General features: G+C 66.6%; 19 protein-coding genes. 2 read left to right on the forward strand and 17 right to left on the reverse strand.

The window, feature by feature from the left end:
• Window positions 1–2: 2 nt before the first annotated feature.
• The 17 genes from rplX to rpsL all read right to left on the reverse strand — a co-directional run bounded on the left by rplX (window position 3) and on the right by rpsL (window position 11036).
• Window positions 3–317, reverse strand: coding sequence for a 50S ribosomal protein L24 (gene rplX / locus ACFWV3_RS08915; RefSeq protein WP_045309812.1), 315 nt, complete (start codon window positions 315–317; stop codon window positions 3–5).
• Between the two features lie 2 nt (window positions 318–319).
• Window positions 320–688 (reverse strand): 50S ribosomal protein L14, encoded by a 369-nt coding sequence (gene rplN, locus ACFWV3_RS08920; RefSeq protein WP_030473458.1) that lies wholly within the window; start codon window positions 686–688, stop codon window positions 320–322.
• Window positions 689–758: 70 nt separating this feature from the next.
• Entirely contained in the window at window positions 759–1040 is a 282-nt protein-coding gene (rpsQ, locus tag ACFWV3_RS08925; RefSeq protein ID WP_030473459.1) for a 30S ribosomal protein S17, read from the reverse strand.
• Complete coding sequence (rpmC, locus tag ACFWV3_RS08930; RefSeq protein WP_090094705.1) at window positions 1037–1279, reverse strand: 50S ribosomal protein L29; 243 nt, start codon at window positions 1277–1279, stop codon at window positions 1037–1039. Before rpmC ends, rpsQ begins: the two co-directional genes overlap by 4 nt.
• Window positions 1279–1698: a 50S ribosomal protein L16 gene (rplP, locus tag ACFWV3_RS08935; protein ID WP_030473461.1), complete on the reverse strand. Its 420-nt coding sequence runs from the start codon at window positions 1696–1698 to the stop codon at window positions 1279–1281. Before rplP ends, rpmC begins: the two co-directional genes overlap by 1 nt.
• Before the next feature lie 3 nt (window positions 1699–1701).
• A complete protein-coding gene (gene rpsC, locus ACFWV3_RS08940) occupies window positions 1702–2535 on the reverse strand; it encodes a 30S ribosomal protein S3 (RefSeq protein ID WP_382409910.1) in 834 nt (277 codons plus the stop codon).
• Window positions 2535–2933, reverse strand: a complete 399-nt coding sequence (gene rplV / locus ACFWV3_RS08945; RefSeq protein ID WP_089915295.1) for a 50S ribosomal protein L22 — start codon at window positions 2931–2933, stop codon at window positions 2535–2537. The genes rpsC and rplV overlap by 1 nt, the downstream gene beginning before the upstream one ends.
• A gap of 34 nt (window positions 2934–2967) precedes the next feature.
• Window positions 2968–3249, reverse strand: coding sequence for a 30S ribosomal protein S19 (gene rpsS / locus ACFWV3_RS08950; RefSeq protein WP_030478300.1), 282 nt, complete (start codon window positions 3247–3249; stop codon window positions 2968–2970).
• Window positions 3250–3267: 18 nt separating this feature from the next.
• Window positions 3268–4101, reverse strand: a complete 834-nt coding sequence (gene rplB, locus ACFWV3_RS08955) for a 50S ribosomal protein L2 (protein ID WP_030473464.1) — start codon at window positions 4099–4101, stop codon at window positions 3268–3270.
• 19 nt (window positions 4102–4120) lie between these two features.
• Window positions 4121–4420 carry a 50S ribosomal protein L23 gene (rplW, locus tag ACFWV3_RS08960; RefSeq protein WP_030473465.1) on the reverse strand — a complete coding sequence of 100 codons (300 nt, stop codon included), beginning with the start codon at window positions 4418–4420 and terminating at the stop codon, window positions 4121–4123.
• Window positions 4417–5103 (reverse strand): 50S ribosomal protein L4, encoded by a 687-nt coding sequence (gene rplD, locus ACFWV3_RS08965; protein ID WP_382409913.1) that lies wholly within the window; start codon window positions 5101–5103, stop codon window positions 4417–4419. Before rplD ends, rplW begins: the two co-directional genes overlap by 4 nt.
• Window positions 5103–5753: a 50S ribosomal protein L3 gene (gene rplC / locus ACFWV3_RS08970; RefSeq protein ID WP_030473467.1), complete on the reverse strand. Its 651-nt coding sequence runs from the start codon at window positions 5751–5753 to the stop codon at window positions 5103–5105. Before rplC ends, rplD begins: the two co-directional genes overlap by 1 nt.
• Before the next feature lie 27 nt (window positions 5754–5780).
• Window positions 5781–6086, reverse strand: a complete 306-nt coding sequence (gene rpsJ, locus ACFWV3_RS08975) for a 30S ribosomal protein S10 (RefSeq protein ID WP_003938093.1) — start codon at window positions 6084–6086, stop codon at window positions 5781–5783.
• Between the two features lie 585 nt (window positions 6087–6671).
• A complete protein-coding gene (gene tuf / locus ACFWV3_RS08980; protein ID WP_382409915.1) occupies window positions 6672–7865 on the reverse strand; it encodes an elongation factor Tu in 1194 nt (397 codons plus the stop codon).
• A gap of 146 nt (window positions 7866–8011) precedes the next feature.
• Window positions 8012–10114, reverse strand: coding sequence for an elongation factor G (gene fusA, locus ACFWV3_RS08985; RefSeq protein WP_355300276.1), 2103 nt, complete (start codon window positions 10112–10114; stop codon window positions 8012–8014).
• Between the two features lie 77 nt (window positions 10115–10191).
• Window positions 10192–10662, reverse strand: coding sequence for a 30S ribosomal protein S7 (gene rpsG / locus ACFWV3_RS08990; RefSeq protein ID WP_030473470.1), 471 nt, complete (start codon window positions 10660–10662; stop codon window positions 10192–10194).
• The gene (gene rpsL / locus ACFWV3_RS08995; RefSeq protein WP_030473471.1) at window positions 10662–11036 is read right to left on the reverse strand and encodes a 30S ribosomal protein S12; all 375 of its coding nucleotides are present in this window, start codon (window positions 11034–11036) and stop codon (window positions 10662–10664) included. Before rpsL ends, rpsG begins: the two co-directional genes overlap by 1 nt.
• 318 nt (window positions 11037–11354) lie before the next feature.
• Here rpsL and ACFWV3_RS09000 point away from each other — a divergent pair, with 318 nt between their 5' ends.
• Window positions 11355–11831 (forward strand): hypothetical protein, encoded by a 477-nt coding sequence (locus ACFWV3_RS09000; protein ID WP_382409918.1) that lies wholly within the window; start codon window positions 11355–11357, stop codon window positions 11829–11831.
• On the forward strand, window positions 11828–12277 hold the full coding sequence (locus tag ACFWV3_RS09005) for a hypothetical protein (RefSeq protein ID WP_382409920.1): 450 nt from the start codon (window positions 11828–11830) through the stop codon (window positions 12275–12277). Before ACFWV3_RS09000 ends, ACFWV3_RS09005 begins: the two co-directional genes overlap by 4 nt.
• Window positions 12278–12295 lie beyond the last annotated feature (18 nt).

A 12295-nucleotide genomic window follows, 5' to 3' on the forward strand; every position in this document is an offset into this window, starting at 1 on the left:
GATCAGATGTCCTTCCCGTTACGACGGGAAATGCGGACCCGCTTGCCCTCGTCGTTCGTCCGGTAACCAACACGGGTCGGCTTGCCGTCCGAGTCGACCACCATCACGTTGGAGACGTTGATCGGGGCCTCCTGGGTCACGATGCCACCAGACTGCGCGCCCCGCTGGGTCTGCGTGATCTTGGTGTGCTTCTTGATCCGGTTGACGCCCTCGACCAGGACCTTGCCGGTCTCCGGGTAGGCCTGGATGACCTTGCCCTTCGCGCCCTTGTCCTTGCCGGCGATGACGACGACCGTGTCGCCCTTCTTCACCTTCATGGTCAGAGCACCTCCGGAGCCAGCGAGATGATCTTCATGAACTTCTTGTCGCGCAGCTCGCGCCCGACCGGGCCGAAGATGCGGGTGCCGCGGGGCTCGTTGTCGTTCTTGATGAGCACGGCGGCGTTCTCGTCGAAGCGGATGTACGAGCCATCCGCGCGACGGCGCTCCTTGACGGTGCGGACGATGACGGCCTTGACGACGTCACCCTTCTTCACGCCGGCACCGGGGATCGCGTCCTTGACGGTCGCGACGATGATGTCGCCGATGCCCGCGTAGCGGCGGCCCGAACCACCGAGAACACGGATGCAAAGGATCTCCTTCGCACCGGTGTTGTCGGCGACACGAAGCCGCGACTCCTGCTGAATCACTTACCTGCTCCTTGACCATTCCTGGCCCGCCGGATTTCCGACCCGACGGGCTCGGTCTGTCTAGAAAGGACTACTTGGCCTTCTCGAGGATCTCGACGAGCCGCCAGCGCTTGGTCGCCGACAGGGGCCGGGTCTCCATGAGCAGGACGCGGTCGCCGATGCCCGCCGCGTTCTCCTCGTCGTGCACCTTCACCTTGGTGGTGGAGCGCATGATCTTGGAGTAACGCGGGTGCTTCTTGCGGTCCTCGAGCGCGACGACGATCGTCTTGTCCATCTTGTCGGACACGACGAGGCCCTCACGGACCTTGCGGTCGTTGCGCTTCTCGGTCTGGACTTCGTTGCTGTCGGTCATGCCGCACCCTCACCAGTGGAATCCGGCGAAGCGGAGAGCCCGAGCTCCCGCTCCCGCATCACGGTGTAGATCCGGGCGATGTCGTGCCGGACCGTGCGCAGCCGCCGGTTGTTGTCGAGCTGGCCCGTGGCCATCTGGAAACGAAGGTTGAACAGCTCTTCCTTCGATTCCTTCAGACGCAGCACGAGCTCTTCCTCGGTGAGCTCACGCAGCTCGGAAGCGGTGGTACCCGCTGCCATCAGAACTCACCACCCTCACGCGTAACGATGCGGCACTTCATCGGGAGCTTGTGGATCGCGCGGCGAAGAGCCTCGCGGGCCACCTGCTCGTTCGGGAAGGCCATCTCGAAGAGGACGCGACCCGGCTTGACGTTGGCCACCCACCACTCCGGCGAACCCTTACCGGAACCCATGCGGGTCTCGGCCGGCTTCTTCGTCAGCGGACGGTCCGGGAAGATGTTGATCCAGACCTTGCCGCCACGACGGATGTGGCGCGTGATGGCGATACGAGCGGACTCGATCTGCCTGTTGGTGACGTAGGCGGGCTCGAGAGCCTGGATGCCGTACTCACCGAAGGTGACCTTCGTGCCGCCCTTGGCAGCACCCGACCGCTTGGGGTGGTGCTGCTTGCGGTGCTTGACCCTACGAGGGATGAGCATGACTCAGCTCTCCGTCTTCTCTGCAGCAGCCGGGGCCTCGGCGGACGCGTTGGCGTCAGCTGCGGCACGACCGGCCTCGGTGCTCGTCGCGGTGGTGCCGCTGGCACCGGAGCGACGGGCCCGGTTCGGACGCTCGCCACGGTCGCGGCGCGGGGCGCGGTCGGCCTGCGAAGGCGCAGCCGCGTCGAGCGCGCGCTTGGCGGAGATGCCACCGACGATGTCGCCCTTGTAGATCCACACCTTCACGCCGATGCGGCCGAACGTGGTGCGGGCCTCGAAGAAGCCGTAGTCGATGTTCGCGCGGAGTGTGTGCAGCGGCACGCGGCCGTCGCGGTAGTGCTCCGAGCGGGACATCTCAGCGCCGCCGAGGCGACCGCCGCACTGCACGCGGATGCCCTTGACCTGCGGCGAACGCATGGCCGACTGGATGGCCTTGCGCATCGCGCGGCGGAAGGCGACGCGGTTGGACAGCTGCTCGGCGACACCCTGTGCCACGAGCTGCGCGTCCGACTCGGGGCTCTTCACCTCGAGGATGTTCAGCTGGACCTGCTTCTTGGTGAGCTTCTCGAGCTCACCGCGGATGCGGTCCGCCTCGGCACCGCGACGGCCGATGACGATGCCCGGCCGGGCGGTGTGGATGTCGACGCGAACCCGGTCACGGGTGCGCTCGATCTCCACCTTGGAGATGCCGGCACGCTCCATGCCGCGCGAGAGCAGCCGACGGATCTTGACGTCCTCGGCCACGTACTCGGCGTACTGCTTGTCTGCGTACCAGCGGGACTTCCAGTCGGTGGTGATCCCCAGCCGGAAGCCGTGCGGGTTGATCTTCTGGCCCACTACCGCGTTCCCTTCGCGCTGGTCTTCTTGGGACGAGACTCCACCTCGATGGTGATGTGGCTCGTCCGCTTGCGGATCCGGTACGCGCGGCCCTGGGCACGCGGGCGGAAACGCTTGAGGGTCGGACCCTCGTCCACGTAGGCCACCGACACCCAGAGGGTGGAGGGGTCCAGGGACAGGTTGTTCTCGGCGTTGGCCATGGCGCTGGCGAGCACCTTCGCGACCGGCTCAGAGGCGGCCTGGGGCGCGAACTGGAGCACGGCCAGGGCCTCGCTGGCGTTACGACCCTTGATGAGCTCGATGACGCGACGCACCTTCATGGGGGTGTCGCGAACGTAACGAGCCCGAGCCACGGCGCGCGGAAACTCCGCTGCCTCAGCGTCCTTACGGGCGTTCATCGCTGCTTTTCCCTTGCTCTTCTCAGTTCGACGCCTAGCGGCGACGAGACTTCCGGTCGTCCTTGATGTGGCCCTTGAAGGTGCGGGTCGGGGCGAACTCGCCCAGCTTGTGCCCGACCATGGCCTCGGTCACGAACACCGGAACGTGCTTACGGCCGTCGTGCACCGCGATGGTGTGGCCCAGCATGTCCGGGATGATCGTGGACCGGCGGGACCACGTCTTGATGACGGTCTTCTTGCCCGCTTCGTTCTGAACGTCCACCTTCTTGAGCAGGTGGTCGTCGACGAAGGGACCCTTCTTAAGGCTGCGAGGCATCCTTCACTCCCTCCCTGCTCAGCGCTTCTTACCGGTGCGACGACGCCGGACGATGAGCTTGTCGCTTGGCTTACGGCGGCGGGTACGGCCTTCGGGCTTACCAGCCGGGTTGACCGGGTGGCGACCACCGGAGGTCTTACCTTCACCACCACCATGCGGGTGGTCAACCGGGTTCATGGCGACACCGCGGACGGTGGGCTTCTTGCCCTTCCACCGCATGCGGCCGGCCTTGCCCCAGTTGATGTTCTGGTGCTCCTTGTTGCCGACCTCGCCGAGCGTGGCGCGGCAGCGCACGTCCACGTTGCGGATCTCGCCCGAGGGCATCCGCAGCTGGGCGTACGGGCCGTCCTTCGCCACGAGCTGCACCGAGGCACCGGCGGAGCGGGCGATCTTCGCGCCGCCACCGGGGCGGAGCTCGATCGCGTGGATCACGGAACCGACCGGGATGTTGCGCAGCGGCAGGTTGTTGCCCGGCTTGATGTCGGCCTTGGGGCCGTTCTCAACCGTGTCACCCTGCTTGAGCTTCTCCGGGGCGATGATGTAGCGCTTCTCGCCGTCCGCGTAGTGCAGCAGCGCGATGCGCGCGGTGCGGTTGGGGTCGTACTCGATGTGAGCGACCTTGGCCGGCACGCCGTCCTTGTCGTGGCGACGGAAGTCGATCAGGCGGTAGGCCCGCTTGTGACCGCCACCCTTGTGCCGCGTGGTGATCTTGCCCGACGCGTTGCGGCCACCCAGCTTGTGCAGCGGGCGGATCAGCGACTTCTCCGGAGTCGACCGAGTGATCTCGGCGAAGTCGGAGACGCTCGCACCGCGACGACCGGGAGTCGTCGGCTTGTACTTGCGAATGCCCATCTCTACGCAGTCCTCGTCATCAGGCGGCAGGGCCGCCGAAGATCTCGATCGGCTTGCTGTCCGAGGACAGGGTCACGATCGCGCGCTTCGTGTCCTTGCGCTTGCCGAACCCGGTGCGGGTGCGCTTGCGCTTGCCCTGCCGGTTGATGGTGTTGACGCTGACGACCTTCACGCCGAAGACCTTCTCCACGGCGATCTTGATCTGGGTCTTGTTCGAACCCGGCGCCACCAGGAAGGTGTACTTGTTCTCCTCGAGCAGTCCGTAGGACTTCTCGGAGATCACGGGCGCGAGCAAGATGTCCCTGTGGTCGGGGATCACTTCGAGGCCTCCTCGTCCACCGCGGTCGCCGTGGCCTCGGCCGAGCCAGCGCCCTGCTGGGACTTGCTGGCCAGGAACACGTCGAGCGAGTCCTTGGTGAACACCACGTCGTCGTTGACGAGCACGTCGTAGGTGTTGAGCTGGTCGGGCGCGATCACGTGCACGTGCGCGAGGTTGCGCACGCTGACCCAGGCGACCTCGTCGGTGCGGTTGAGCACCACGAGAACGCGACGGGCCTGGGTGACCGACTCCAGGACCTTGCGCGCGGTCTTGGTCGACGGGGTGTCCCCGTCCACCAGGCCGGACACGACGTGGACCTGGTTGGCGCGAGCCCGGTCGGAGAGGGCACCGCGCAGAGCGGCGGCCTTCATCTTCTTGGGGGTCCGCTGGGTGTAGTCACGCGGCTGCGGGCCGTGGACGACGCCACCGCCGGCGAACTGCGGCGCACGCGTCGAACCCTGGCGGGCGCGACCGGTGCCCTTCTGGCGGTACGGCTTCTTGCCACCACCGGACACCTCGCCGCGGGTCTTCGTGGCGTGCGTGCCCTGGCGCGCGGCGGCCTGCTGGGCCACGACGACCTGGTGCAGCAGCGCCACGTTGGCCTGCGCGTCGAACACCGCCGAGGGGAGCTCGACCGTGCCGGCGGACTTGCCGTCCGGCGTACGGATCTCAACCGTCGACATCAGGCACCACCCTTCGCGGCAGTCCGGACGAACACCAGACCACCCTTGGGGCCGGGAACAGCGCCCTTGATGAGCAGCAGGCCGTTCTCGGCGTCGATCTTGTGCACCTTCAGGTTCTGGGTCGTGACGCGCACGTGGCCCATGCGGCCGGCCATGCGCAGACCCTTGAAGACGCGACCCGGGGTGGCGCAGCCACCGATGGAACCCGGCGAGCGGTGCTTGCGCTGGGTGCCGTGGCTGGAGCCGAGGCCCCGGAAGTTGTGGCGCTTCATGACACCCGCGGTGCCCTTGCCCTTGCTGGTGCCGGTGATGTCGACAACAGCGCCGGCCTCGAACACCTCGGCGGTGATCTCCTGGCCGACCGTGTACTCGCCGGCGTCCGTCGTGCGCAGCTCCACCAGGTGGCGACGGGGCGTGACCCCGGCCTTGGCGAAGTGGCCCGCGACGGGCTTGTTGACCTTGCGCGGGTCAATCGCGCCGGCCGCCAGCTGGACGGCGGTGTAGCCGTCCTTCTCCTCGGTGCGAACCTGGGTGACGACATTGGGCTCAGCCTTGACGACGGTCACCGGGACGACCCGGTTGTTCTCGTCGAAGACCTGAGTCATGCCGAGCTTGGTGCCCAGGATGCCCTTCATCTGCCTGTCAGACATTGGTCCGTTACTCTCCGCGCCCAACGCTTACTGGATGTTGACGTCGACACTGGCCGGCAGGTCGATGCGCATGAGCGCGTCCACCGTCTTCGGCGTCGGGTCGAGGATGTCGATCAGCCGCTTGTGCGTGCGCATCTCGAAGTGCTCGCGCGAGTCCTTGTACTTGTGCGGCGAGCGGATGACGCAGTACACGTTCTTCTCAGTGGGCAGCGGCACCGGTCCGACGACCCGAGCGCCGGTGCGCGTCACGGTCTCCACGATCTTGCGCGCAGACGCGTCGATCGCTTCGTGGTCGTAGGCCTTGAGCCGGATGCGGATCTTTTGTCCCGCCATGATGGCTTGCCGTTCCTCTGCTTCTCGTAACCGCTGCGGTGCGGTGCCTCGGATGAGGCCTGCTACAGCCTCTTGGCGCGCTCCGCCCCTGTTGAAGTGTCATGGTGCCCGGTCCACGCGGTCGGGCGTGTCGCGCCCGGTGCGCATACCGGTCCCACTCAAGGTCTCCCCGGTGGGATTGGGCCTACCACAGCCCTTGCACCCTGATGCCCATCTCCGCAAGGAGGCGTTCACTAACAGGGCGCGGACGCTCGTGGAAGGGATCGGGAACGCACGAATGCGACCCGGCCTTCGTCGAGCAACCCGTCAAGGATGCCACACGGTCCCGAGGCGTTCCAAATCGGGGTGGTGGACTTGGAGCCAGATCACGTCCGGATCTTGGCCGGTGAGCCGTGCCGTCCGTCGCGAGTGGAGTGACGGGCGCGGTGGTTCCGTTGCCCGGCAACAGGATCCCAGCGGCCGCTCCGCTCCCCCGCGGCCGACGGCGGCTCGGCGTGACCTGACGCACAACTTCGCCGGAGAACGACGAAGGCCGGGACAACGAAGTCGTTGGCCCGGCCTGTCGCCGTACTGGGTCGAGCTAGGTCACTTGACGATCTTGGTGACCGAGCCGGCGCCGACGGTGCGGCCACCCTCGCGGATCGCGAAGCGGAGGCCCTCGTCCATGGCGATCGGCTGGATCAGCTTGACCGACATGAAGGTGTTGTCACCCGGCATGACCATCTCGGTGCCCTCGGGCAGCGTCACAACGCCGGTCACGTCCGTCGTGCGGAAGTAGAACTGCGGACGGTAGTTGTTGAAGAACGGCGTGTGGCGGCCACCCTCGTCCTTGGACAGGATGTAGACCTGCGCCTCGAACTCGGTGTGCGGGGTCGTGGTGCCCGGCTTGACGATGACCATGCCGCGCTCCACCTCCTCGCGCTTGATGCCGCGGAGCAGCAGCGCGGCGTTGTCGCCGGCGCGGCCCTCGTCGAGGAACTTCTTGAACATCTCGATCGAGGTGACCGTCGTCTTCTTCGAGGTCTCCCGAATGCCGACGATCTCGATCTCGGAGTTCACGTTGATGATGCCGCGCTCGATGCGACCGGTCACCACGGTGCCGCGACCGGTGATCGTGAAGACGTCCTCGACGGGCATGAGGAACGGCTTGTCGACCTCGCGCTCCGGCTCCGGGATCGCCGAGTCGACGGCGGCCATGAGCTCGAGCACGGACTTGCCCCAGGTCTCGTCACCCTCCAGCGCCTTCAGCGCCGAAACGCGCACGACCGGCAGGTCGTCGCCCGGGAACTCGTACTCGGAGAGCAGCTCGCGGACCTCGAGCTCGACGAGCTCCAGGATCTCCTCGTCGTCCACCATGTCGGCCTTGTTGAGCGCGACGACGATGTAGGGGACGCCGACCTGGCGGGCCAGGAGGACGTGCTCCTTCGTCTGCGGCATCGGGCCGTCGGTCGCCGCGACCACCAGGATGGCGCCGTCCATCTGCGCCGCACCGGTGATCATGTTCTTGATGTAGTCGGCGTGACCGGGGCAGTCGACGTGCGCGTAGTGACGGTTCTCCGTCTGGTACTCGATGTGCGCGATCGAGATCGTGATGCCGCGCTGCTTCTCTTCCGGCGCCTTGTCGATCTGGTCGAACGCGAACGAGGCGTTCACATCGGGGTACGCGTCGTGCAGAACCTTGGAGATCGCCGCGGTCAGCGTGGTCTTGCCATGGTCGATGTGACCGATGGTGCCGATGTTGACGTGCGGCTTCGTCCGCTCGAACTTCGCCTTGGCCACTGGATTGTCCTCCTGGACTTCTTTTTGCTGGTCCGGCGGGCATCTGTGGCCACCCGCCGGACTTACACGTCAGGGTCTGAAAGTAGCGGACCCCAGGGAGAGACCCCGGAGAGCCCGCGGTGGAACTGCGGTGCTCCGGTGGGGAGTTACTCCCCGGTCGCCTTCGCGATGATCTCCTTCGAGACGTTCGCGGGAACCTCTGCGTAGGAGTCGAACACCATCGAGTAGTTGGCGCGACCCTGGGTCTTGGACCGCAGGTCACCCACGTACCCGAACATTTCCGACAGCGGAACCAGTGCCTTGACGACACGGACGCCGCTGCGCTCCTCCATGGCCTGGATCTGGCCACGGCGGGAGTTCAGGTCGCCGATCACGTCGCCCATGTACTCCTCGGGCGTCGTGACCTCGACGGCCATCAGAGGCTCGAGGATCGCGGGAGACGCCTGACGGGCGGCTTCCTTGAGGGCCATCGAACCAGCGATCTTGAACGCCATCTCCGAGGAGTCGACCTCGTGGTAGGCGCCGTCGAGCAGCGTCACCTTCACGCCGACCAGCGGGTAGCCCGCCAGCACGCCGTACTGCAGCGCGTCCTGCGCACCCGCGTCGACCGACGGGATGTACTCGCGGGGGATGCGACCACCGGTGACGGCGTTGACGAACTCGTAGAGCGCGCCGTCTTCCTTCTTCTCCAGCGGCTCGACGGTGACGAGCACCTTCGCGAACTGGCCGGAGCCACCGGTCTGCTTCTTGTGGGTGTAGGAGTACTTCTCCACCGCCTTGCGGATGGTCTCCCGGTACGCCACCTGAGGCTTGCCGATGTTGGCCTCGACCTTGAACTCGCGGCGCATGCGGTCCACCAGGATGTCCAGGTGGAGCTCGCCCATGCCGGCGATGATGGTCTGGCCGGTCTCCTGGTCGAGGTTGACCCGGAACGTCGGGTCCTCCTCGGCCAGCTTCTGGATCGCGGTGCCGAGCTTCTCCTGGTCCGCCTTCGTCTTGGGCTCGATGGCCACCTGGATGACGGGCTCGGGGAAGGTCATCGACTCGAGCACGATCGGGTGCGCCGGGTCGGCAAGGGTCTCACCGGTCGTGGTGTCCTTCAGACCGATCACGGCGTAGATGTGGCCCGCGATGGCCTCGGTGACCGGGTTCTCCTTGTTGGCGTGCATCTGGAAGATCTTCCCGATGCGCTCCTTGCGGTCCTTGGTCGCGTTGACGACCTGGGTGCCGGAGGCGACCTTGCCCGAGTAGACCCGGATGTAGGTCAGCTTGCCGAAGAACGGGTGCACGGCGATCTTGAACGCGAGCGCCGAGAAGGGCTCGTCGGACGAGGCCTTGCGCGACACGACGGTCTCGCCGTCCTGCAGCGTGCCCTCGACCGGCGGGAGGTCCAGCGGCGACGGCAGCAGGTCGATGACCGCGTCGAGCATGGGCTGGACGCCCTTGTTCTTGAACGCGGAACCGCAGAGGACCGGGTACGCGGTGCCCTCCGAGACGATCTTCCGCAGGCCGGCCTTGATCTCCTCGACGGAGAGGTCGCCCTGCTCGAAGTACTTCTCGGTCAGCGCGTCGTCGGTCTCCGCGACGGCCTCGAGGAGCGCCTCGCGGTACTCCTGCGCCTTGTCGACGAGATCCGCGGGGATCTCCTCGATCGCGTAGTCCTCGCCCTTCTGGACTTCGCCGCGCCACGTGAGGGCGCGCATCTCGACCAGGTCGACGACACCGATGAAGTCGCTCTCGGAGCCGATCGGCAGCTGGATCGGGATCGGCTTGGCGCCGAGCCGGTCCTGGATGGTCTTGATGGTGAAGTAGAAGTCCGCGCCGAGCTTGTCCATCTTGTTGACGAAGCAGATGCGCGGGACGTCGTACTTGGTCGCCTGCCGCCAGACCTGCTCGGACTGCGGCTCGACGCCCTCCTTGCCGTCGAAGACGGCAACGGCGCCGTCGAGGACGCGCAGGTTGCGCTCGACCTCGACGGTGAAGTCGACGTGGCCAGGCGTGTCGATCAGGTTGATCTGGTGGTTCTTCCAGTAGCAGGTCGTCGCGGCCGACGTGATCGTGATGCCGCGCTCCTGCTCCTGCTCCATCCAGTCCATCACGGCAGCGCCGTCGTGGACCTCGCCGATCTTGTAGCTGATCCCCGTGTAGAAGAGGATCCGCTCAGTCGTCGTGGTCTTGCCCGCGTCGATGTGGGCCATGATCCCGATGTTGCGGACCTTGGCAAGATCAGTGAGCACGTCCTGTGCCACGGGTCTTTCCCCTGTCTTGAGCTTGTGAGCTCACTAGGGCTGGGAGAGCCCGGCATGTCGCCAAACCGGGCGTCGGATCACCAGCGGTAGTGGGCGAAGGCCTTGTTGGACTCGGCCATCTTGTGCGTGTCCTCACGGCGCTTGACGCTCGCACCGAGACCGTTGCTCGCATCGAGCAGCTCGTTCATCAGACGCTCGACCATGGTCTTCTCACGGCGCTGCCGGGAGAAGGTGATCAGCCAACGCAGCGCCAGCGTGGTGGAACGGCCGGGCTTGACCTCGACCGGGACCTGGTAGGTCGCGCCACCGACGCGGCGGCTCTTGACCTCGAGAGCCGGCTTCACGTTGTCGAGCGCGCGCTTCAGCGTGACGACCGGGTCGGTGCCGGTCTTCTCGCGAGCACCCTCGAGCGCTTCGTAGACGATCTTCTCGGCCACGGAACGCTTGCCGTCGACCAGCACCTTGTTGATGAGCTGGGTCACGAGCGGCGAGCTGTAGACCGGGTCGGAGATCAGCGGCCGCCTGGGGGCCGGTCCCTTGCGGGGCATCAGCTCTTCTCCTTCTTCGCGCCGTAGCGGCTGCGAGCCTGCTTGCGGTTCTTGACACCCTGCGTGTCGAGAGAACCACGGATGATCTTGTAGCGAACACCCGGCAGGTCCTTCACACGACCGCCGCGCACGAGCACCATCGAGTGCTCCTGGAGGTTGTGGCCCTCACCGGGGATGTAGGCCGTGACCTCGATACCGCTGGTCAGCTTCACGCGAGCGACCTTGCGCAGTGCGGAGTTCGGCTTCTTGGGGGTGGTGGTGTAAACGCGGGTGCACACACCGCGCCGCTGCGGCGAGCCCTTGAGGGCCGCCGTCTTCTGCTTCGCCACCTTGTCCTGGCGGCCCTTGCGGACCAGCTGCTGGATCGTTGGCATTCGCCGGCTGCTTCTTCCGTCTTTTTGAGGGATCTCCTTGCGGTTCACCCTCGTTTTTCTTGATCCCTCTCTGCACCCGAGGTCGGGCGTGTCGCCCGCTCCCCAGGTCCGCGAGCACCAGCTTCAGACCAGCAAGGGCCTCAACTGCCACTGCGAGTGGAGGACACCGCGGCCTCACGGGCACGCGGAGCGGCCCGACATGGGTCGGGCACGAGTAGCAAAGATACCCGCCCACGTCTACCCGGGTCAAAACGGGGGTACCACGCGTCCGCCTGCAGTAGACATGTCGCCGTGTGGCGGCAATGGATCGTGCCTGGTGTGCTCACGGCGCTGCGCGTGGCGGGACTCACAGTGCTCACTCAGGAGCGGGACCACGACGAACCGCCGTCGGCGGGCATCGGTGACTGCTACGCGGTGCGCGGGACGCGCAAGGAGGTCAACGTGGGCCCTGCCGACTGCGCCGCCGACAACGCGACGTACCGGACGGCGGTCGTCACCGGTTCGCCCCAGTGGTCCCTGGACCCCGGGGCGTGCCCCGACGGCGCCTACCGCGCGGTCCGGGAGGGCACCGGCGACACGCAGTGCCTGATGTTCCACGTCCGGGTGGGCGACTGCCTCAACCGCGTCAGCAACCAGATCGGCACCCGCCACGACCTGGGGAAGGGCCGGTGCGGGCCCGAGTCCGAGTCGAAGGTCCGGTCGATCACCACCGGCCCCCGCGAGACGTGCGGCCCCGCCGAGACCACCACGTTCTACTCCGAGCCCGCCACGACGATCTGTCTGGGGAAGCCATGAGGGTCACCGCTCTGCTCGCCTCGCTCGTCCTGGCGCTGGCCGCGTGCGCCGGCTGCACCGGCCAGGCGAGCGTCGGCGAGTGCGCCAAGCAGACCGACCTCGACGACACCAGCGTCGACATGGCCGAGGTCGACTGCTCGGCGCAGGACGCGACGTACCGCGTTTCATCGCGCGAACGGCGGACCATGTGCCCGCCCGGCGACTACCTGGACGAGTCGTCGGGACGCACGCGGGGTACCGGCAAGACGCGCTACTGCTACGTGCTCAACGTCAAGGAGGGCGACTGCCTCAAGGCGGTCAACCAGTACTTCGAACGGGTGGCGTGCGGCACGGACACGCGCAAGGTCACGAAGGTCGTCGAGGGCGAGTCCGACCGGACGCTGTGCGCCGGCGACGACTCGAAGGTGTACTCGCAGCCCGTGAAGACCATCTGCATCTCCCGGTGAGCCTCCTGCTTCACTGTG

This window comes from Lentzea sp. NPDC059081 (assembly GCF_042738015.1).
GTDB lineage: Bacteria > Actinomycetota > Actinomycetes > Mycobacteriales > Pseudonocardiaceae > Lentzea.